We start from the raw sequence: 18,739 nt of genomic DNA, 5'->3' as shown, positions 1-18,739 counted from the left end.
TCTTATGCCGCGTCTCGGGTGAGGGCGGCGTTCTCGTAGTTGATCGGTGAGAGCCCGGCGGCGGCACTGTGTCGCCGCCGGTGGTTGTAGAAGCCGTAACACCAGTCGATGACCGCCGCCCGCGCCCTACTGATGGTGTCGAAGTCGTTGCGGGACAGCACTTCCCACTCCAGGCTGGAGAAGAACGCCTCCGCCGCGGCATTGTCGAAACACGACCCGACCCGGCCCATCGACTGACGGATGTCGAGCCGCCGACACAGAGCGGTGAACGCGCCCGCGGTGTAGGTCGACCCGCGGTCGGTGTGGAAGATCACCCCGGCGATTCGGTCCGCCCCGCCGCGGGCCGCCACCGCCATCCGGATCGCCGCACACGCCAGCTCGGCGTTCGGGTGCAGCCCCGTGGCCGCGCCGAGCAGCCGCCGCGAGTACAGGTCGATCACCGTGGCCAGATACAACTTCCCGGCCGCGGTGGGGATCTCGGTCATGTCCCCGACCCATCTGCGGTTCGGCTCGGCCGCAGTGAAACCCCGACGAAGCAGGTCCGGGAACTTCGGCGCCGTGCGGTCCTGGCGGGTCAGCCCGTTGTGCCGCTTGATCCGGCGGGCGACCAGGCCCTGGCGGCGCATCGAGTCCGCCACGGTCTTCTCCGACACCCACCATCCGGCCTCACACAGGTCGGCGTGCAGACGGGGTGAGCCGTGTAGCCGCTGGGCGTCGTCGAACGCCACGGCCACGGCGGCGTCCAACGCGCAGCGGCGCTTCTCGGTCGCGGTGGCACCACCGTCGGAACGCGCGGCGCGGTCGAGCCACTTGTACAGCCAGGAGATCGACACCCCCAACAGGGCGCAGGCCAGCGTGTGCGGCACCCGGTGGAAGGTCCTCTGGTCGGCGATGAAACGGGCCACGCTCACTTCGTCGCCTCCTTGACCCACAGGACCACGGATCGCTTGAGGACATCACGCTCCATCCGCAGCTCGGCGTTCTCCGCGCGCAGCCGCTTGAGCTCCTCGACGCCGCCGCGAGACAGGCCCTCGGTGTCCTCGCGGGCCTCTCGTGCACGGGCCACCCAGTTGCCCAGCGTGCCCTCGTTGACCCCCAGGTCACGGGCGACCTGGGCGATCGGCTTGCCCGTCTCCTCCACGACCCGGACCGCTCCGTCACGGAACTCCCGGTCGTAGCGCTTCCGTACCTCTGGCATCGCTACCCCTTATAGCTGATGCCTCCCCGATCATGGGGGAACCGCAGGTGGGCATACGCCCGCTTCCACCCCTGCGAAACGGCTCGGCGAGACGCGCTCCCCGGCTGGCTGCACTTCTACAATCACCACCGGCCCCACAGCGCAACCAACGGCCTACCGCCGATCAGTCGCCTGACCAACCTGCCTGGACATCACATCTAGAGCGGGTCCAGGATCCGCTTCAGGAACTGCCGGGTGCGGGGCTGCGCCGGCTCGACCAGCACCTGCGACGGCGGACCGGACTCCGCCACCACCCCGCCGTCGACGAAGAGGACCTGGTCGGCGACCTGCTGGGCGAAGCGGATCTCGTGGGTGACGATGACCATCGTCCGGCCCGCCGTCGCGAGAGCCTTGATCACCCGCAGGACGTCGCCGAGGAGCTCGGGGTCCAGCGCCGAGGTGGGCTCGTCGAACAGCATCAGCTGCGGGTCGAGAGCCAGCGCACGGGCGATACCGACGCGCTGCTGCTGGCCGCCGGAGAGCTGGTAGGGGTACTGGTCGGCCTTCTCGGCCAGCCCCACCTGGTCCAGCAGCCGCCGGGCGTCCGCGGTCGCCTCGGCCCGGGGCCGCTTCTGCACGATCACCGGGCCCTCGATGACGTTCTCCAGGACGGTGCGGTGCGGGAAAAGGTTGTGCGACTGGAACACCATCGCGGTCCGGGACCGGAACCGGGCCAGCGTGGCCCGGTCGACGGGGGCGCCGAAGTCGACCGCGAGATCGCCGATGGTGATCACCCCGGCGTCGGCCCGGTCCAGCGCGTTCAGGGTGCGCAGCACCGTCGTCTTGCCCGAGCCGGACGGCCCGATCACGGCGGTCACGGTCCCGGCGGGGACGTCGAACCCGATGTCACGCAGGACCTCCAGCGTCCCGAAGGACTTGCGCAGGCCCCGGACGGTCAGCAGGTCGCTCATCGCGCCACGTACCTCTCCAGCCGCGCCTCCACCCGCACCTGCACGGACGAGAGGATCAGGCAGACGATCCAGTAGTACACCGCGGCCACGCCGTAGAGGGCGAAGAAGTCGAACGTCGGCGCCGCGGCCAGCTGGGCGACCCGCAGCAGCTCGGTCACCAGGATTGTCGAGGCCAGTGACGTGTCCTTGACCAGCGAGATCAGCGTGTTCGACAGCGGCGGGACGGCGGTCCGCGCGGCCTGCGGGAGGATCACCCGGCGCAGCGTCGTCGCGTACCCCATGCCGATGGTCTGCGCGGCCTCCCACTGCCCCTTCGGGATGGACAGGATCGCCGCCCGGATGATCTCGGCCGCGTAGCCGCCGACGTTGAGGCTGAACGCGATCACCGCCGACGGGAACGGGTCGATCACCAGCCCGAGCTGCGGCAACGCGTAGAACACGATGAACAGCTGGACCAGCAGCGGAGTGCCGCGGATGACCGAGATGTAGACGCGGGCCAGCCAGGTCAGTGGCGTGATCGAGGAGATGCGGGCCAGCGCCAGCAGCAGGGCCAGCGCCAGCCCGATCACGAAGCTGATCGCCGTCAGCGGGATGGTCATCGTGACCGTCGCCTTCAGCATCGGCCACAGGTTGCGGCCGATCAGCTCCCAGGTGGCGGGATCCATCTACTCCCCGCTGACGTCGCTGCCGAAGTACTTCTCGGACAGCTGCGCCAGGGTGCCGTCGGCCCCCAGCTCGGCCAGTGCCCGGTCCACGTCGGGCATCAGGCCGCTGTCCTTGCGGGCGGCGAAGGCCTGCTCACTGGTGTCCCCGGTGGTGGCGGCGACCTTGACGCCCCTGTCCCCGGTCGACTTCTCGTACTCGCCGACGGCCAGGGTGTCGTTGACCGTCGCGTCGATGCGTCCGTCCTTGAGCAGCTGGACGGCCTGCACGAAGCCCTCGACGGCCTCGACGTTCGCCCCGGCGCCGCGGGCGACCTCGGCCCAGTTGCTGGTCGCCGACTGGGCGGTGGTGCGGCCCCGCAGGTCGGCCAGGCTCCGGATCGCGGTGTCGTCGGCGCGGGTGACGATCACGCCCTCGGACACGGTGTAGGGCGTCGAGAGGTCGTACCTCGCCTTCCGCTCGTCGTTGATCGTGACCTGGTTGGCGACGAGGTCGATGCGCTGCGACTCGAGCGCGGCGAAGATCGAGTCCCAGGGGGTCTGGACGAACTCGACCTCCTTGCCCAGCTTGGCGCCGACCGCACGGGCGACCTCGACGTCGTAGCCGGTCAGCTGCCCGTCGGGGCCCTGGAAGCTGAACGGGCTGTAGGTCCCCTCGGTGCCGACGCGCAGCGTGTCGGACCCGGCGCTGCTGCAGCCGACGAGGGTGGTGAGGGCCAGCAGCGCGGCGGCCAGGGCCAGGATCGTGCGACGCACGGGGTCTCCTTCGGGCGGAACGGGGCGACGGATCGCGACGCCCCCGCGGATGCGGGGACCTTAGGCCGATCGGGCCTCGCCGGTCCAACGCTCCGTGGAGCCCCGTTCATCCACGCAGGTGATCCAGCTGTGCCCGGACCGACAGTTCGGCGGCGTCCCACAGCGAGGAGTCGACGTCGGCGTAGACGACCTCGACGACGTCGCGGGCAGACACGTCCGGCCCGAGCCGCTCCAGCGCCGCCCGGACCTGTTCCAGCCGCTGCTCGCGATGAGCGAGGTAGTGGCGCGCCGTCTCGGCGGCGTCCGGGAGCTCCGGCCCGTGCCCGGGGAGGACCGGGGTGCCCGCGGGCATCCCCGCGATCCGGCGCAGCGAGTCCAGATAGGGGCCGAGGGTGCCGTCGGGATGGGCGATGACGGTGGTGCCGCGGCCGAGCACGGTGTCGCCGGAGAGCAGCGCGACGCCGTCGGCGCCGGGGCCGCGCAGCAGCAGCGACACCGAGTCCGAGGTGTGACCGGGGGTGCTCAGCACCTCCAGCTCGACCCCGCCACCGGTGACGACGGCGCCGTCGAGCAGCGGGGTGGTCCCCGAGGTCAGCGAGGGATCCGCGGCGTACACGGGTGCGCCGGTCAGCTCGACGAATCGGCCGATCCCGCCGGCGTGGTCGTGGTGGCGGTGGGTCAGGACGACCGCGGCGACCGGTGGGCCGTCGGCCAGCGCCTCCAGGTGCTTGCCGTCGTCCTCACCCGGGTCGACGACGATCCGGTCGTGCGCGTCCGGGGCCGCCAGCACCCAGGTGTTGGTGCCCTCCAGCGTCATCGGGCCGGGGTTGTCCTGCAGCAGCACCGACGCCAGCGGGTGCGCGGTGCGCAGGGTTCCGTAGAGCGGGTGGCTCACCGGACGGCCTCCTCGTAGATCCAGTCGGGATCGCCGGGCAGGGTGATCGTGACGACCCTGCCCTCGCGCCGCACCTCGGGCGTGATCGGCTCGATGTCGCGTTCGGCCGCCGCGGCGAGGACGTCGGCGGCGGTGGTGTGGCGGTCCAGCTCCTGCAGGGTCCGCAGGGTGGGCGGCATCAGCTTGAGATCGTGGTCGTCGTAGCCGGCCAGCGCCTCGGCCGGGGTCCACCAGCGCGCCTCGACGGCCTCGGTGGTGGCGTCGTCGGCGACCTGGCCGTCCGGCACCCGTGCGACGAGGAACGCGGTGTCGTAGCGCTTCGGGTTGCGTGGTGGGGTGATCCAGCGGGCCCACGGGACCAGCAGGTCCGCGCGCAGCTCCAGGTCGTGGGCCGCCAGCAGCTCCGGCAGCGTGGTGCGGTGGGCGACCAGGTCGTCCCGCCAGGCCGCGGCGGCCTCCAGCGGGCCGGGTTCGGAGCCGGTGGGGGCGGCCAGCAGCACGCCGCACTCCTCGAACGTCTCGCGGACGGCCGCGGTCACCAGCGCGGCGGCCAGGCCCGCCGGCTGGGCGAGCCGGGCGCCGAAGAGGACCGGTTCCGGGCCGCGCCAGCGGGCGGGGTCCGGCTCGTCCCCGGCGGAGACCCCGCCGCCGGGGAACACGGTCATGCCGCCGGCGAACGCCATCCCGGCGACTCGTCGCTGCAGGAAGACCTGCAGGTCACCGCCGGCAGGCTCGTCGCGGACCAACAGGACGGTCGCGGCGGCCCTCGGCTCGACCGGCTGCGTCGCCGGATCATCGCTCATGGCCGCCGACCCTAGGTCATGCAGGGTGCCGGTCGGCGGTGAGAATGCCCGCACGGGAATCGGGCTGCACCAGCCCTGAGCAGGTCGGGCTGATCGCCGGTACCCACCGCGTTCCCGAGTGCCCTGATCCAGGCCGCAGGCGGTCCCCGGAGGCTCAGCCGACCACGGGATGGCCGACGTGGATGGCGTTTCCGCTCGGGTCGATGACGGCGAACTCCCTGAGCCCCCAGGGCTTGTCCTCGATCTCGTGGAGACGGACGGTCGGGACACCGGCTTCCACCCGCGCCCGGAGCCCGGCAGTGAGCTCGGGGGTGAGGCCGGAGGCCGGTACCGGGTAGAGACATCCGTCGCGTTCGAGCTGCTCACGGAGGTCGTCGTAGACGGTTTGCGCGTCGGGCACCCGAAGGTAGGTCGTCCCTGCGTTCCGTGTCGGATCGTGGCCGTCCCACTCGGACAGGTGGAGCTCCAGGTCGCCCTTCCCGAGGATGAGGTAGCCGTCGTACCGGTCCACCACGTCGAAGGCGAGCCGCGCGTAGAACCCGGCGGCATCGTCGATGTCCGAGACCGTCAGAACAGGGATGATCCGGTCGGTGCCGCCGCTCCCCGAGGTCGCTGTGCCCATGTGGCCGAGTCTTCCACGGCCGAGCGGGATCCGGGTCCACTCCCTCCGCGGCCGCCGCGCCCCCGGGATCATCGCTCACGGCCGCCGACCCCAGGTCGTGATCGGTGCCGTCGGCGGTGAGAATTCCCGGATGCGAATCGGACTGCTCGGAGCCGGACCGTGGGCGCGCAAGGTGCACGGGCCCGCCATCGCGGCCCATCCGCGCTGGTCGGCGGGCGGGGTGTGGGCGCGACGCCCGGCGGCGGCCGCCGAGGTCGTCGCCGTCTCCGGCGGTCCGGTCCACGCCTCCGTCGACGACCTGATCGACGCGTGCGACGCCGTCGCGTTCGCCGTCCCGCCCGCGGTGCAGGCCGAGCTGCTGGAGCGGGTGGTGAACGCCGGGAAGCACGTCGTGCTGGAGAAGCCGCTGGCCGCGGACCTGCCCGCCGCGGAGCGGGCCGCCGCCGCGGTCGCGGCCTCCGGTGTCCGGTCGGCGACGATGCTGACGCTGCGGTTCGATCCGGCCATCCGGGCGTGGCTCGACGCGGTCCCCGCGGGTGCCGGCGGACCGGGGACCACCGCGACCGCGCGCTGGCTGTCCGGGGCTCTGCTGGGCGGGCCGTTCGCGGCGTCGTCGTGGCGGGCCGAACACGGGGCGCTGCTCGACGTCGGCCCGCACGTCGTGGACCTGCTGGACGCGGCGCTGGGCCCGGTCGTCGATGTCGATCACGCCCACCGCGACGAGCCCGACCTGTGGCGGATCGGCCTCGTCCACGACGGCGGTGCCCGCAGCTCGGTCGTGCTGTCGCTGCGGGTCCCGGTGGACCCGACGGAGTTCGAGGTGGCGCTGGTGGGCGGGCTCGGGGCGGACGGCCGCGGCCGGTACGTGCTCGACCGACGCCAGGCCGACGCGGTCGCCTGCTTCGGTGCGCTGCTCGACGACCTCGCGGACGCGATCGGCTCGGGTGCGGACCTCCCGGTGGACGCGGCCCGGGCGCTGCACCTGCAGCGAGTGATCGACCGGATCGTGCGCGCGGTCGGCTGAGTTCCCGCTGCGGCCCGGCTGAGCTGCTGCTCCGGCCCGGCGGAGTCCTGCTCCCGCCTGGCTGCTGCGCTCCGGCTCCCGCTCGGCCGAGTTCCGCTCCCGCCTGGCTGAGTTCCCGCCCCGCCTGGCCGAGTTCCGGCTCTCGCCCGGGGGGCGCTGTTCCGCGAATTTCGCTTACCGGGTAAGCGAATTCGCGGAGGACGGTCCCCCGGAACTCGGCCGGATCAGCCCCGGTCCGTGCGGGCGGTGCCGTTGCGGGGGGTCGGTTCGCCGCCGTTCTCGCGGGCCGCGAGCTCCTCGTGCAGACGCTGCAGCAGGTCCTGTTCGGTGGGGGTGAGCCGGTCGGCCAGGCCCGCGGCGGGACGGGGGCGCGGTCGCGGCCTCGGGGCAGGTGCCTCCGCGGGCCCCGTCGCGGGCTCCTCCGGCGGGCTCGGCGCGGGCTGGTCCGTCGCCGGTGCGGGCGCCACGACGTCGGCCGGTTCGGTGGTGTCCGCGACGGGCTCGTCCGGCTCCTTCGGCTCGTCGTCGGTGAGCAGGAGGTGGCGGGGGCGGCGGTCCCGGTCGGCCGGCGCCGGGGGAGCCGAGGCGCGCCGGATCGGGACGCCCGGGGGTGGGGTGGGTGCCTCGTCGACGGGGTCGGTCCCTGCCTCGTCCGGGGCCGGGCCGGCGTCGGGGAGCCCGGCGCGTGCGTGCGGGGCGGGGACGGCGTGGGCCGGGTGGTCCGCGTCCGCCGGGGTCTCCCGCGAGGCCGGCGCGGTGCCGTTCACGGCGGGGACGACGTGCGGCGTGCCCGGAACGGTCCGGTCGACATCGGTCCGGTCGGTCCGATCGGTCCGCGCCGGGGGCTCCGGCGGCCCGATCTCCCCGACCCAGGCGCCCGAGGCCCAGTCCGCGAGCCAGGACGCCTCGTCGGGGCCCGGCGCCGCGGGTGCTCCGACGGGCGGACGCACGACGACCGGAGCGGGCCCGTCGCCCGCGGGTGCCCGCCCGGCCGGCCCGCGGGGCGGTACGTGGAGGTCACGGCGGGTCGACCGGCGGCCGACCGGGGACGGATCCGCGGCGGCGACCGGCGGAACGGGCGTGGTCGGGGACTCAGGCGTGGTCGGGGACTTGGGCGTGGTCGGGGACTTGGGCGTGATCGGGGGCTCCGGAGCTGTCGGAGACGCCGAGGGCCCGGGACGTGCCGGGGTGACCGGTGGTGTCGGCGGTCCGTTGGAGGGGCGCGGTGGCCGGCCGGACGGCGAGGTGTCAGGCGCGACCGGACGCTCCGGCGGCTCCGCCACGGGCCCGCGGTCCGCGGTCGCGGGGTGCGCCCCGTTCTGGTCCGGGGAGTGGCCGTTGCCGGGACCGGCGGATTCGGCGACGAACCGGTGCCGGGGGACGTCGGCGACCTCGGCGACGCCGCTCGCCGGCGTCGGGTTCGGGCTGCCGGCCTCCGGGGGTGAGTCGAACCAGTCGCCCCCGGTGGCCTCCCGCAACGCCCGGATCGGCGGCGACGGCCGCGGTGCCGGATGCGCGGTGTCCTCGCCCTCGGCGGGTACCGCGACCGGTCGGGCCGCGGGGCCGCGCGACCCGGCCGGACCCGGATCGGGGCTGTCGGGGGTGCCGGCCCGCGGGCCGCGGGTCGCAGGGCGCACTGTCGTGCCGGTCGGATCGGCGGTGCCCGCCTCCGGGCCGTGAATGGCCGGGTCGGCGGTTGCCGTCTCCGGACCGTGTGAGGTGCCGGCCGAGGTGCCGGTGTCCGGGCCCGGACCGGTCGCGTCGGACGGGCTCGTCGCCGAGCCGGCCGCAGGAGTGGCCGGGGCCGCGCCGGTGCGGGAGGTGGCAGTGTCGGAGGTCCGGCCCGGCCGGTCGCCGGGCCCGCTCGTTCCCCGCGAGGTGGTGGTCCCGCCCGTCGACAACGTATCGACGTGGCCGGGTCGGTCCGCCGGTCCCGGAGCCTCCGCGGAGGGGCCGTCGGTGCGGGGCGCGGGGCGGTCGTCGGGGATCGGTGCGGGCGATGGTCCCGGGTCGGGGACCTCCGCATCGGCGGCGGGGCGGACGGGGGGGCCGTCGGCGCGGTCCCGGGCCGGTACGGCATCGAACGCCGGCGCCGCGTCGCTCTCCAGGCCGCCGAGTGCGTCGGGCCCGGGGTCCGGGTCGGTGGAGGGCGCGTCCCGGTCGGGCCGCGGGTCCGGGGGGACCGCCGCGGACACGAGCCCGGCCCGGTGGGACGGCCGGTCGTCGGGAGCCCGGTCGGACGAGTGGGCCGAGGTGGGTGGGGCGGGCCGGTCGCCGGTGGGCAGGGCGCCCTCCGCCGACACATCGTCAAGGGACGGGGCGTCAAGGGACGGGGCGTCACGGGACGGAGCGTCGTGGGACGGAGCGTCGTGGGACGGAGCGTCGTGGGACGGAGTGTCGTGGGACGGAGTGTCGTGGGACGGCGCAGAGGAGGCGGCCGCGGGGAGCGGCGGTGCGGCGGAAAGTGGTGCCGCGGGTAGTGGCGCGGCGGGGAGCGGTGCAGCGGCGGGGAGCGGCCGCGCGACCTCCCGGGCGGCGCGGTGGTAGTCGGGATCGGGGCTGTCGTCGCCGACCTCGACCGACACGACCAGCCCGGCCCGGGCCAGCGCCGCCTGCGCCTGGTAGGTCAGGACCTCGGGTGCGTCGTGCGGTCCGGTGCGGGCCAGCAGCACCGGCTGCGGCAGCGGGCCGGGGGCGGCACCGGCAGGCGTCGTGCGCCAGACCAGCGTCCAGCCCGACTCCGGGACCGGGACGCCGGCGAGTGCGGCGGCCACCGCCTCCGCGGCACCGGGCGGGCCGTCGCCGTCGAACCGGTGCGGACCCGCGGCGACGTCCGCGGCGGGCGGCAGGCAGTCGTCGGCGTCGGGCTGCACCCGGCGGGCGGCAGCCTCGGTGACCAGCTCGGAGCGCACTGCGTGCGGCAGCGCCACCCGTCCTGCGACGAGCTCGGCGACCAGCAGCTCCAGCGCGTGCCCCTCCTCACCGACGGCGACGAGCTCGCGTCCGGTGGCGAGCAGGTCGTCGTCCACCCGGCCGGCCAGTTCCCGCAGCAGGCGGTACGTGGGGTCGGACATGGGGCCTCCTTCGCGGTCCCGCGTCAGCCGGTGGGGACCGGCTCGCGGCTCCACAACGACGCCGCCGCGGTGCACGCGGCCTCGTGGTACTCGGTCGGGGCGTCGCCGGTGACGGCCTCGACGCGCGGGACACGGTCACCGTGGACGCGCAGCAGCCGCGCGACCGCGGCGGCGAGCAGGTGCGGCCGCTGCGCGTCACGCACGAGCAGCACGCGGGCTCCGTCGTCGCGCACGGCCAGCAGCAGCGCGGACGCCTCGTCGCGCACGACCGACAGGGCCGACCACGCGGCCAGGTCCGGCTCGCCCGCCGTGAACGTGGGCGGGGCGGGGGGTGTGCCGGGCAGCACCGCGTCGACCAGGCGCCGCGACGGCGCGTCCGGCCCGACGATCTCGGCCAGCAGGGTGCGCTCGTGCCCGGTCAGCCCGATCCGGTGCCGCAGCAGTGTGCGTGGCAGGACCGCGCCGAGTGCCGTGGTGTCCCCGGCGGCCAGCCAGTCGCGCAGCCGCCAGAGCAGCTCGTCGGGAACCCGGCCGGCGAGCCGCAGCAGCAGCTCGTGACCGGCCGGGACCCCGGCGGACACACCCATGTCGACCCGACCTCAGTCCTCGATCTCCACGGTCAGTTCCACCTCGACCGGTACGTCCAGCGGCAGCACCGCGACGCCGACGGCCGACCGGGCGTGCGCCCCGGCCTCGCCGAACACCTCACCGAGCAGGTCCGACGCACCGTTGATCACGCCGGGCTGACCGGTGAACGACGGGTCCGACGCGACGAACCCGACGACCTTCACCACGCCGGTGACGCTGTCGAGGCCGACCAGCCCGTCGATCGCGGCGAGCGCGTTCAGCGTGCAGATCCGGGCCAGGTCGTAGGCCTGCTCGGGGGTGACGGTGCCGCCGACCTTGCCGGTCGCGGCGACCTTCCCGTCCACGAACGGGACCTGGCCCGCGGTGAACACCAGGTTCCCGCTGCGCCGGGCCGGGATGTAGGCACCGGCCGGTGTGGCCACGGCGGGCAGGGTCAACCCCAGCTCCGTCAGCCGGGCGAGCGCGCTCACTGCTGCACCGGCCGCTTGAAGAACGCCACCAGCTGCTCGGCGTTCGCGCCGCTGGTCACCGTGACCAGTTCCCAGCCGTCGCGGCCGAAGTTGTCCAGGATCGCCTTGGTGTTGTGGATCAGCAGGGGGGCGGTCAGGTATTCCCACTTCACGACCGGGGAGCTCATGAGCGGGACTGTAACCCGGGCACCCGACACCGAACCGCCGTGGCGCGACGGATGGCCGTCCCGCTGCGACGGACGCCCACCGCCGGAGCGTGGGACGCGCCCGTCCGTTGTGGGACGCACCTCGCCGACGGGCCGCTGTCGGTGGGCGCTCGTACGCTGGTCGCCGTGAGCACGACCGTCCGGCCCGAGCCCGGAACCCGCCCCGAGCCGTGGCCCGATGCGCTCTCCCGCGTGCGGTTCCACGTGGTGTCCGGCAAGGGCGGAACCGGCAAGACCACCGTGGCCGCCGCCCTCGCGCTGGCCCTGGCCGGCGGCGGGAAGCGGGTGCTGCTCGTCGAGGTCGAGGGTCGCCAGGGCATCGCCCAGGTCTTCGACACCGCGCCGCTGCCGTACGAGGAGCGGCGGATCGCCGTCGCGCCCGGCGGGGGCGAGGTGCGGGCGCTGGCCGTCGACGCCGAGGCCGCGCTGCTGGAGTACTTCGAGATGTTCTACCGGCTGGGCGTGGCCGGGCGGACCCTGCGCCGGATGGGCGCGATCGAGTTCGCGACCACGCTCGCCCCCGGCCTGCGTGACGTGCTGCTCACCGGCAAGGCCAAGGAGTGCGTCACCCGCACGGAGTCCGACGGCCTCCCCACCTACGACGCGGTGGTCCTCGACGCGCCGCCCACCGGTCGTCTCGTGTCGTTCCTCGACGTCACCAGGGCGATGGCGGACCTGGCCAAGGTCGGGCCGATCCACGGGCAGGCCAAGGGCGTCGAGGCGCTGATCCACTCCCCGCTCACCGCGGTGCACCTGGTCACACTGCTGTCGGACCTGCCGGTCACCGAGACGCTCGACGCCGTCGCCGAGCTCGACGCCGCCGGGATCCCACTGGGCTCGGTCGTGGTGAACCGGATGCGCGAGCAGTGGCTGCCCGACCGCTCGGTCACCGCCGCCGCGGGCGGCCGGGTCGACGCGACCCGGATCCGCAACGGCCTGCAGAGCGCCGGGATCGAGCTGGCCCCCGCCGAGATCGACGGCCTGGTCGCCGAGACCGTGGAGCACGCCGTCGCCGTGGAGGGAGAGACCGCCGCGCTGCGCCGGCTGGAGACCGAGCCGACCCCACCGCTGCCGCGGATCACCCTGCCCGCGCTGCTCGGCGGTGTGGACCTCGGCTCGCTCTACGAGCTCGCCGAGTCGATGACCGCGCAGGGAGTGCACCTGGAGGCCCGCCGATGACCAGCAGGACCGACCCGGCGCCGGACGGGGTGCTGGACGTCGACGCCCTGATCGACGACCCGGCCACCCGGGTCATCGTGTGCTGCGGCTCCGGGGGTGTCGGGAAGACGACCACCTCCGCGGCGCTCGCGGTGCGCGCCGCCGAGCGCGGCCGTCAGGTCGTCGTGCTCACCATCGACCCGGCGCGGCGCCTGGCCCAGGCGCTCGGGGTGGACGAGCTGTCGAACGACCCCGCCCCGGTGAAGGCGGTCGACGGCGAGCTCGCCGCGATGATGCTGGACATGCGCCGCACCTTCGACGAGATGGTGGAGTCGCACGCCCCGCCCGAGCGGGCCCAGAAGATCATCGAGAACCCCTTCTACCAGACGGTCTCCTCCTCGTTCTCCGGGACGCAGGAGTACATGGCGATGGAGAAGCTGGGTCAGCTCGCCGGCGCCGGGACGTGGGACCTCGTCGTCGTCGACACGCCGCCCTCGCGCTCGGCGCTGGACTTCCTCGACGCCCCGCAGCGCATGTCCCGCTTCCTCGACGGCCGCATGATCAAGCTGCTCGCCGCGCCCGCCCGGGCGGGCGGCCGCGGGCTGCGCCGGATCGTCGAGGCCGGGTTCGGGCTGTTCGCCAAGGCCGTCGGCTCGATCATCGGCGGACAGATGCTGCAGGACGCGTCGGCGTTCGTGCAGGCCTTCGACACCCTGTTCGGCGGCTTCGCCGAGCGGGCCGACAAGACCTACGCGTTGCTGCGCTCGGAGGGCACGGCGTTCCTCGTCGTCGCCGCACCGGAGCCGGACGCGTTGCGCGAGGCGGCGTACTTCACCGAGCGGCTGTCGTCGGAGGACATGCCGCTGGCCGGGCTCGTGCTGAACCGCACCCACCCGGTGCTCGCGCCGGTCTCCGCGGCCCGCGCGCGGGCCGCGGCCGAGCAGGTCGGCGGACCGGGGTCGCAGATCGCGGCCGCGGTGCTGCGGCTGCACGCCGACCGCGTCGACCTGCACGAACGGGAGGAGCACCTGCTCACCCGGTTCTCCGCCGCGCACCCCGGTGTGGCGGTGACGCGGGTGCCCGCGCTGGCCGGTGACATCGCCGACCTCGACGGGCTGCGTCGGGTCGGCGCGCTGCTGGCCGGCGAGACCGAGTCCGGCGCCGCGGCGTCGGCGGGCTGAGCTCAGGACACGCCGAGCGCCGCCCGCAGCCGGGCCGAGCGGGGCGCGAACACCTCCAGCACCCCGACCGCGCGCAGGCCCGGCAGCAGGTCACGCAGGTGCGCGGCCAGACCGGCCTCGGCCGGGTCGCCCGCGGGCAGTGCCTCCAGGGACCGCGCCGTCGCGACGAACGCGGCGACCGTCCCCTTGCGCACCGGCGTCCCGGCCAGTTCCGCGTACTCGACCCCGTCCGGCAGGACGTCCTCGGGATCCACCGCTCCGGTCAAGACCACTCCCTGCATGAGCGTGTACTGTGCACGCATTCGGACGGTACGCCGGGTGGTGGAGAGCGTGCAAGATGCACGTATCGTGGGGCGGTGTGACCCCCGAACGACGCTGTGCGGACGCCCTCGGCCGGCTCCTGCTGCGTGACACCCGCACCGGTTTGCACGCGGCACTGACCGGCGGCATCGACGGTCTCGACGCGACGACCTACCCGGTGCTGTCCGGGCTGGCCCGGCTCGGCGACGGGGTCAGCACCACCGAGCTGGCCGCCGCCGTCGGGCTGGAGCGCAGTGTCGCCAGCCGGCACGTCAGCACCCTCGAGGCGCACGGCCTGCTGCTCCGCCGTCCGCACGGGACCGACCGTCGGGCGGTCGCCGTCGCACTCACCGACGCGGGCCGGGCCGCGGTCGACCGCACCCGTGGACGGCTCGACGCGCGTCTGGAACGCCTGCTGTCCGGGCTGGACCGGACCGAGGCCGACCGGTTCGCGACCGTGCTGGAGGGCGTCGTCGAGGGGCTGCGCGATCCTGCCCGCTGAGCTCAGGGCATCGAGAAGAAGATCATCGGGTTGCGCGAGGTCCCGCGTGCCCCGGTGATCCCCAGCTCGGCCCGGACGGCGTCGAGCGCACGCAGGTTCCGCGGTGCCGCGGCCCGCGACGGTGTGAACCAGCCGGTGCCGCTGCGCCTCAGGTGCCGCAGCACCTCGGCCCCCTCGGTGAACGGCCGTGCCCGGGGCAGGTGGAACACGTCGTGCACGCTGGTCGGCGTGCCCGTCGCGATCCGCCCGAACAGGTGCTCCAGGTACCAGCGGGCGAAGCGGCGTCCGTGGTCGGCGTCGACGAACAGGTAGCCGGTGCCGGCCGGGACCTTCTCGACGGTCTCGCGCAGGTCCCCGCGGTGGAACGTCCAGCGCCCGGCAGACAGCTCCTCGGGCACGGTGCCGCACACGTGGTCGACCAGGTCGAACGACTGCAGGTGACCCGCCCCGTTGTCGCGCAGCGCGGACAGGATCCAGGTGGTGGACCAGCCGTAGTAGGTGCCGACCTCCACCACCTGCGACGGCCGGTGGTGGCGCAGCAGCAGGTAGGTCAGCTCGGCCTCGACGTCGTCGAGCTGCGGAGTGATCGCGCCGCCGGCGAGGAGCGCCCGCTGCTGGTCGATCACCGCGGCGAGATCGTCGGCATGCGTCCGGTAGAGACCGGCCAGGAACTCCAGCACGCCGCTGACGCTATCGGTTCAGGCGCTCCTGCTGCGTCCGGCGTAGTGGTCGGAGCGCGCGCGTCCGAGCAGCGCGGCCCAGTCGCGCACGTCCGGGCGCCGGCGCAGGAGCGCCCGGCGCTCCCGCTCGGTCATCCCGCCCCACACGCCGAACTCGACCTGGTGGTCCAGTGCGTGCGCGAGGCACTCGGTGCGGACCGGGCAGGACAGGCAGAACTCGCGTGCCTCGCGCTGGTCGGCGCCGGTGACGAACAGGTTCTCGGCGTCCTCGGTACGGCAGCGTGCGGCCGACCGCCAGTTCCAGACCGCGGTGCAGGCGCGGACGACGACGGCGGGACGCAGGCGGGGCCTGCCGGTGACGGGACGCAGGGTGTCGAGCATCGGGTCGCCTCTCGGGCCGGTGCGGGCCCGGTGGCCCGCGACGTGATGCGTCGATCCTCGACCGCGGAGGGTGTCCGGGACAGCGCGCAAAACTACGCAACCCGGGGGGTCGGCCTGACCGGTTCCTGACGCCGTGGCCCGTAGGCTGGTCCCGTGAGGTTCCCCCGGCGTCTGCTCCGCCCGCTCGGCGTCCTCGCCGGCCTGTGCGTCCTGCTCGGTGTGATCACGGCGGGCATGGCCTTCCCGCTGGTCGGCGGCCTCGGCATGCTGTCCAACGAGGCGGGTGACAGCGTCACGTCGAGCTCGGCGGACCTGGTCGGCACCCGCCCGCCGCTGACGACGACGCTCACCGACTCCGACGGCCGCCCGATCGCCTACCTGTTCGACCAGAACCGCACCGAGGTCACGAACGACCAGATCTCGACCGCGATGAAGGGCGCGATGCTGGCCATCGAGGACCGCCGGTTCTACGAGCACGACGGCGTCGACTGGCAGGGCACGCTGCGCGCGGTCGTCGCCAACTCGGCGTCCGGGGACGTCGTGCAGGGTGCCTCGACGATCACCCAGCAGTACGTCAAGAACTACATGCTCTACGTCGATGCGACCAGCGAGGCCGAGCGGCTCAAGGCCACCGAGCAGACCCCGGCCCGGAAGCTCAAGGAGGCGCGGATCGCCCTGCAGCTGGAGCGCCAGCTGTCCAAGGACGAGATCCTCAACCGTTACCTCAACATCGTCTTCCTGGGCAACGGGTCCTACGGCGTCGCCGCGGGCGCGCGCACCTACTTCAACACCACGCCGGACAAGCTGACCGTCCCGCAGGCCGCGATGCTCGCCGGGATGGTCCGCTCGACCACGCAGTTCGACCCGGTGCAGAACCCGGAGACCGCGCTGCAGCGGCGGAACGTCGTGATCGACCAGATGCGCCAGCAGCAGATGATCGACGACACCCAGGCCCGGCAGGCGATGGCGGCGCCGATCGGCGTCGCGAACCCGCTGGTCCGGGTGCCCAACGGCTGCAACGGCGCCGGCGACATGGGCTTCTTCTGCAAGTACGTGGTGCAGTACCTGACCGAGGCCGGGTTCACCGAGGAACAGATCCAGCGCGGCGGCTACACCATCCGCACGACCCTGGACCGCCGTGCGATGGAGGAGGTCAAGCGCTCCCTCGACAACGAGGTCGCATCGGACACCCCCAACGTCGCGAACGTGATGTCGCTGGTCGAGCCCGGCAAGGACGCGCACCGCGTGCTCGCGATGGGGTCGAGCCGCACGTTCGGCCTGGACGCCGACGCCGAGGAGACCAGCTACGGCCTGCCGTACCAGCCGGTCAACCTCGGCGCCGGGTCGACCTACAAGATCTTCACCGCGGCCACCGCGCTGGAGAAGGGCCTCGGCATCAACTACTCGATGCAGGTGCCGCCCTCGGGCTACGCCTCTCCGATCTACGTCGACGGCAGCGGTCGCCCGATCCCGGTCGGGAACGCGAGCGAGGGCCTGCCGGCGCGGATGAGCATGACCGACGCGCTCGCGCAGTCGCCGAACACCGCGTTCATCAAGCTGGAGGAGTTCACCGGGGTGCCGGACGTGGTCGACATGGCCGTCCGTCTCGGCATGAAGTCCCTGGCCACGACGCCGTTCGTCGACCCGGGCACCGGCGAGCGGACCGATCGGTCGATCGCCGAGGTGATCAAGGACCAGCGGCTGGCGTCATTCACCCTCGGTGTCACCCCGACCTCGGTGCTGGAGCTGGCGAACGTCGGCGCCACCCTGTTCTCCGAGGGGATGTGGTGTCCGCCGACGCCGATCGACTCGATCACCGACGCCGAGGGCGAGCCGGTCCCGATCACCGAGGAGCCCTGCCAGCAGGCCGTCGACCCGGGTCTGGCGAACACCCTGGTCACCGGCATGAGCCAGGACGACATCTCCGGCACCTCGGCCGCCGCGGCGCGGGCCGCCGGATGGACCCGTCCGATGGCCGGCAAGACCGGGACGACCCAGCAGCACAAGTCGGCCGCCTTCGTGGGCGCGATCCCGGAGATGGCCGGCGCGGTCATCACCTTCGACAACTCCAACCGGCCCCGGCCCCTCTGCGACGGCGGCGGCGCGCCCTTCGCGTGCGGCGACGGCGACATCTTCGGCGGCAGGACCCCCGCCCGGACCTGGTACGGCGCGGTCACCCCGCTGGTGGCGAACACGCCGCCGACGCCGTTGCCGCCGACCGACCCGCGCTACCTCGACGGCGGCGCCGAGTCGCGCATCCCGGACGTCGTCGGCCGGTCGGTGAGCGACGCCCGCGGTGAGCTGGAGGGCGCCGGATGGCAGGTCACCACCCGCACCGTCGACAACAACGCTCCCGAGGGGACGGTCGTCGGACAGGAGCCTCGCGGCGCCGCGCTCCCGGGTGAGCAGGTGACCCTGCAGGTCAGCAGCGGGTCGGTGCCCGCTCCGCCGCCGCCCCCGGGCAGCCCGGCCCCGGCGCCCGCGCCGGACTCCGGCCCGCCGCCGGGCCGGCCGGACGAGGGGAACCGCCCGCCCGACGGCGGGTGACGCTCCGCCCGGGCGGGTCACCCGGCCGGGCGGCACCGCGCGCCATACCCCGTCGGAAGCAGGCGTCACCGCTGGTCGCGGCCTAGCATGCCGTCATGGCCGTGCGGTGGAGGAACAGCCGCCCCGCGCCGGCCCCCGCCGACGACGGGCGTTGGGGCGTGGCGCGGCTGGTCGCCGAGCGCGAGGCGGACCGGCGGGCCCGGGAGCAAGGTGCCCACCCCGCGGGCCCCGCCGGGGCGGCGCAGGCCGCGCCCGCGGACCGGCCGGACCCCGACCCGTCCTCGGGCGATGAGCAGCCCGCTGCGGGCGGGCCCGACATCGACGGCCCCACCCGGCGGACCCTGACCGCGGTCCGGCGCCGCAGGCCGGGCCCCGCCGCCATCCCCACCCCGGACGAGGACGCGGACGACTCGGTCCCCGGGCCCCGCCGCCCGGTGACGCCCGCCCCGTCGTCGCCGGTCCCGCCCGTGCCCCGGCGGTCCCCGACCGGCCCGGTGCCCCGGCTGCCCGCCCCTCGCCGACCTCGTTCCGGCGGCGAGGAACCCGTCGGGACGGTCTACCGGCCGCCCGCGGTGTCCGCCCGGCCCCCGGTCGACCTCGACGAGGGCCTGCTCGGCTTCTCCCGGCTCACCCGCGGCCGGGTCGGAGCGCGGGTGTTCACGATCGTCTTCGTGCTGATCTACCTGGTGATCCTGGTCCAGACACTGTCGACGATCGTCTGAGGTCCCGCGGTCGCCGTCGG

21 protein-coding genes and 1 pseudogene are annotated in these 18,739 nt (G+C 74.4%); 7 read left to right on the top strand and 15 right to left on the bottom strand.

Annotated elements, in window-relative coordinates; translation table 11 throughout:
- Window positions 1-2: 2 nt before the first annotated feature.
- Complete coding sequence (locus tag XF36_RS25315; RefSeq protein ID WP_060712849.1) at window positions 3-911, bottom strand: IS3 family transposase; 909 nt, start codon at window positions 909-911, stop codon at window positions 3-5.
- The gene (locus tag XF36_RS25310) at window positions 908-1,198 is read right to left on the bottom strand and encodes a transposase (protein WP_060710840.1); all 291 of its coding nucleotides are present in this window, start codon (window positions 1,196-1,198) and stop codon (window positions 908-910) included. The genes XF36_RS25315 and XF36_RS25310 overlap by 4 nt, the downstream gene beginning before the upstream one ends.
- Window positions 1,199-1,291: 93 nt before the next feature.
- Here XF36_RS25310 and XF36_RS31910 point away from each other — a divergent pair.
- Window positions 1,292-1,399 (top strand): annotated as a pseudogene (locus tag XF36_RS31910) (IS481 family transposase); the annotation flags it as partial.
- Here the strand turns inward: XF36_RS31910 and XF36_RS25305 are convergent.
- The 6 genes from XF36_RS25305 to XF36_RS25280 form a co-directional block, all read right to left on the bottom strand.
- Window positions 1,396-2,148, bottom strand: coding sequence for an amino acid ABC transporter ATP-binding protein (locus tag XF36_RS25305; protein ID WP_060713898.1), 753 nt, complete (start codon window positions 2,146-2,148; stop codon window positions 1,396-1,398). The pseudogene XF36_RS31910 and the gene XF36_RS25305 sit on opposite strands and share 4 nt — an antisense overlap.
- Window positions 2,145-2,813, bottom strand: a complete 669-nt coding sequence (locus XF36_RS25300) for an amino acid ABC transporter permease (protein ID WP_060713897.1) — start codon at window positions 2,811-2,813, stop codon at window positions 2,145-2,147. Before XF36_RS25300 ends, XF36_RS25305 begins: the two co-directional genes overlap by 4 nt.
- Window positions 2,814-3,566, bottom strand: coding sequence for an amino acid ABC transporter substrate-binding protein (locus XF36_RS25295; protein WP_060713896.1), 753 nt, complete (start codon window positions 3,564-3,566; stop codon window positions 2,814-2,816). It abuts the gene before it with no gap.
- Between the two features lie 106 nt (window positions 3,567-3,672).
- On the bottom strand, window positions 3,673-4,461 hold the full coding sequence (locus XF36_RS25290; protein ID WP_060713895.1) for an MBL fold metallo-hydrolase: 789 nt from the start codon (window positions 4,459-4,461) through the stop codon (window positions 3,673-3,675).
- A complete protein-coding gene (locus XF36_RS25285) occupies window positions 4,458-5,264 on the bottom strand; it encodes an NUDIX hydrolase (RefSeq protein WP_060713894.1) in 807 nt (268 codons plus the stop codon). Before XF36_RS25285 ends, XF36_RS25290 begins: the two co-directional genes overlap by 4 nt.
- Window positions 5,265-5,418: 154 nt before the next feature.
- A complete protein-coding gene (locus tag XF36_RS25280; RefSeq protein ID WP_060713893.1) occupies window positions 5,419-5,886 on the bottom strand; it encodes a bleomycin resistance protein in 468 nt (155 codons plus the stop codon).
- Window positions 5,887-6,016: 130 nt separating this feature from the next.
- Between XF36_RS25280 and XF36_RS25275 the strand changes: the two genes are divergently transcribed.
- Window positions 6,017-6,910 (top strand): Gfo/Idh/MocA family protein, encoded by an 894-nt coding sequence (locus tag XF36_RS25275; protein ID WP_060714973.1) that lies wholly within the window; start codon window positions 6,017-6,019, stop codon window positions 6,908-6,910.
- Window positions 6,911-7,134: 224 nt separating this feature from the next.
- Here XF36_RS25275 and XF36_RS25270 read toward each other — a convergent pair whose 3' ends face one another.
- Genes XF36_RS25270 through XF36_RS31905 form a run of 4 tightly spaced genes read right to left on the bottom strand, consistent with a single transcriptional unit; the run spans window position 7,135 to window position 11,209 of the window.
- Window positions 7,135-9,984, bottom strand: a complete 2,850-nt coding sequence (locus XF36_RS25270) for a hypothetical protein (RefSeq protein ID WP_060713892.1) — start codon at window positions 9,982-9,984, stop codon at window positions 7,135-7,137.
- Between the two features lie 23 nt (window positions 9,985-10,007).
- A complete protein-coding gene (locus tag XF36_RS25265; protein ID WP_060713891.1) occupies window positions 10,008-10,571 on the bottom strand; it encodes a hypothetical protein in 564 nt (187 codons plus the stop codon).
- 12 nt (window positions 10,572-10,583) lie between these two features.
- Window positions 10,584-11,042 (bottom strand): RidA family protein, encoded by a 459-nt coding sequence (locus XF36_RS25260; RefSeq protein ID WP_020626602.1) that lies wholly within the window; start codon window positions 11,040-11,042, stop codon window positions 10,584-10,586.
- A complete protein-coding gene (locus XF36_RS31905) occupies window positions 11,039-11,209 on the bottom strand; it encodes a DUF4177 domain-containing protein (protein ID WP_020626603.1) in 171 nt (56 codons plus the stop codon). Before XF36_RS31905 ends, XF36_RS25260 begins: the two co-directional genes overlap by 4 nt.
- Window positions 11,210-11,374: 165 nt before the next feature.
- On the opposite strand from XF36_RS31905, the gene XF36_RS25255 reads away from it, so the two are divergent.
- Both XF36_RS25255 and XF36_RS25250 read left to right on the top strand, forming a co-directional pair.
- Complete coding sequence (locus XF36_RS25255) at window positions 11,375-12,427, top strand: ArsA-related P-loop ATPase (RefSeq protein ID WP_060714972.1); 1,053 nt, start codon at window positions 11,375-11,377, stop codon at window positions 12,425-12,427.
- The gene (locus XF36_RS25250) at window positions 12,424-13,587 is read left to right on the top strand and encodes an ArsA family ATPase (protein ID WP_020626605.1); all 1,164 of its coding nucleotides are present in this window, start codon (window positions 12,424-12,426) and stop codon (window positions 13,585-13,587) included. The genes XF36_RS25255 and XF36_RS25250 overlap by 4 nt, the downstream gene beginning before the upstream one ends.
- A 2-nt stretch (window positions 13,588-13,589) precedes the next feature.
- On the opposite strand, the gene XF36_RS25245 is transcribed toward XF36_RS25250, so the two are convergent.
- Window positions 13,590-13,868 carry a hypothetical protein gene (locus XF36_RS25245; protein ID WP_060714971.1) on the bottom strand — a complete coding sequence of 93 codons (279 nt, stop codon included), beginning with the start codon at window positions 13,866-13,868 and terminating at the stop codon, window positions 13,590-13,592.
- A gap of 77 nt (window positions 13,869-13,945) precedes the next feature.
- Between XF36_RS25245 and XF36_RS25240 the strand changes: the two genes are divergently transcribed.
- The gene (locus tag XF36_RS25240; RefSeq protein WP_202968445.1) at window positions 13,946-14,389 is read left to right on the top strand and encodes a MarR family winged helix-turn-helix transcriptional regulator; all 444 of its coding nucleotides are present in this window, start codon (window positions 13,946-13,948) and stop codon (window positions 14,387-14,389) included.
- 2 nt (window positions 14,390-14,391) lie between these two features.
- Here the strand turns inward: XF36_RS25240 and XF36_RS25235 are convergent, their stop codons facing one another.
- Both XF36_RS25235 and XF36_RS25230 read right to left on the bottom strand, forming a co-directional pair.
- Entirely contained in the window at window positions 14,392-15,069 is a 678-nt protein-coding gene (locus tag XF36_RS25235; protein WP_060713889.1) for a class I SAM-dependent methyltransferase, read from the bottom strand.
- A gap of 18 nt (window positions 15,070-15,087) precedes the next feature.
- Window positions 15,088-15,450, bottom strand: a complete 363-nt coding sequence (locus tag XF36_RS25230) for a WhiB family transcriptional regulator (protein ID WP_082375646.1) — start codon at window positions 15,448-15,450, stop codon at window positions 15,088-15,090.
- A 153-nt stretch (window positions 15,451-15,603) separates the two neighbouring features.
- On the opposite strand from XF36_RS25230, the gene XF36_RS25225 reads away from it, so the two are divergent.
- Both XF36_RS25225 and XF36_RS25220 read left to right on the top strand, forming a co-directional pair.
- The gene (locus XF36_RS25225; protein WP_238589014.1) at window positions 15,604-17,997 is read left to right on the top strand and encodes a penicillin-binding protein; all 2,394 of its coding nucleotides are present in this window, start codon (window positions 15,604-15,606) and stop codon (window positions 17,995-17,997) included.
- Between the two features lie 95 nt (window positions 17,998-18,092).
- Window positions 18,093-18,719, top strand: coding sequence for a hypothetical protein (locus XF36_RS25220; protein WP_145981505.1), 627 nt, complete (start codon window positions 18,093-18,095; stop codon window positions 18,717-18,719).
- Window positions 18,720-18,739 lie beyond the last annotated feature (20 nt).

Source organism: Pseudonocardia sp. HH130629-09 (assembly GCF_001294645.1).
GTDB lineage: Bacteria > Actinomycetota > Actinomycetes > Mycobacteriales > Pseudonocardiaceae > Pseudonocardia.
This window is presented reverse-complemented; position numbering and strand designations above follow the sequence as displayed.

What these genes read in the sequence shown, in the direction of transcription:
- XF36_RS25245 (WP_060714971.1), bottom strand. Translation starts at nt 13,868, where the DNA reads ATGCAGGGAGTGGTCTTGACCGGAGCGGTGGATCCCGAGGACGTCCTG.
- XF36_RS25230 (WP_082375646.1), bottom strand. Translation starts at nt 15,450, where the DNA reads ATGCTCGACACCCTGCGTCCCGTCACCGGCAGGCCCCGCCTGCGTCCC.
- XF36_RS25310 (WP_060710840.1), bottom strand. Translation starts at nt 1,198, where the DNA reads ATGCCAGAGGTACGGAAGCGCTACGACCGGGAGTTCCGTGACGGAGCG.
- XF36_RS25280 (WP_060713893.1), bottom strand. Translation starts at nt 5,886, where the DNA reads ATGGGCACAGCGACCTCGGGGAGCGGCGGCACCGACCGGATCATCCCT.
- XF36_RS25265 (WP_060713891.1), bottom strand. Translation starts at nt 10,571, where the DNA reads ATGGGTGTGTCCGCCGGGGTCCCGGCCGGTCACGAGCTGCTGCTGCGG.
- XF36_RS25250 (WP_020626605.1), top strand. Translation starts at nt 12,424, where the DNA reads ATGACCAGCAGGACCGACCCGGCGCCGGACGGGGTGCTGGACGTCGAC.
- XF36_RS25285 (WP_060713894.1), bottom strand. Translation starts at nt 5,264, where the DNA reads ATGAGCGATGATCCGGCGACGCAGCCGGTCGAGCCGAGGGCCGCCGCG.
- XF36_RS25275 (WP_060714973.1), top strand. Translation starts at nt 6,017, where the DNA reads ATGCGAATCGGACTGCTCGGAGCCGGACCGTGGGCGCGCAAGGTGCAC.
- XF36_RS25270 (WP_060713892.1), bottom strand. Translation starts at nt 9,984, where the DNA reads ATGTCCGACCCCACGTACCGCCTGCTGCGGGAACTGGCCGGCCGGGTG.
- XF36_RS25300 (WP_060713897.1), bottom strand. Translation starts at nt 2,813, where the DNA reads ATGGATCCCGCCACCTGGGAGCTGATCGGCCGCAACCTGTGGCCGATG.
- XF36_RS25220 (WP_145981505.1), top strand. Translation starts at nt 18,093, where the DNA reads ATGGCCGTGCGGTGGAGGAACAGCCGCCCCGCGCCGGCCCCCGCCGAC.
- XF36_RS25305 (WP_060713898.1), bottom strand. Translation starts at nt 2,148, where the DNA reads ATGAGCGACCTGCTGACCGTCCGGGGCCTGCGCAAGTCCTTCGGGACG.
- XF36_RS31905 (WP_020626603.1), bottom strand. Translation starts at nt 11,209, where the DNA reads ATGAGCTCCCCGGTCGTGAAGTGGGAATACCTGACCGCCCCCCTGCTG.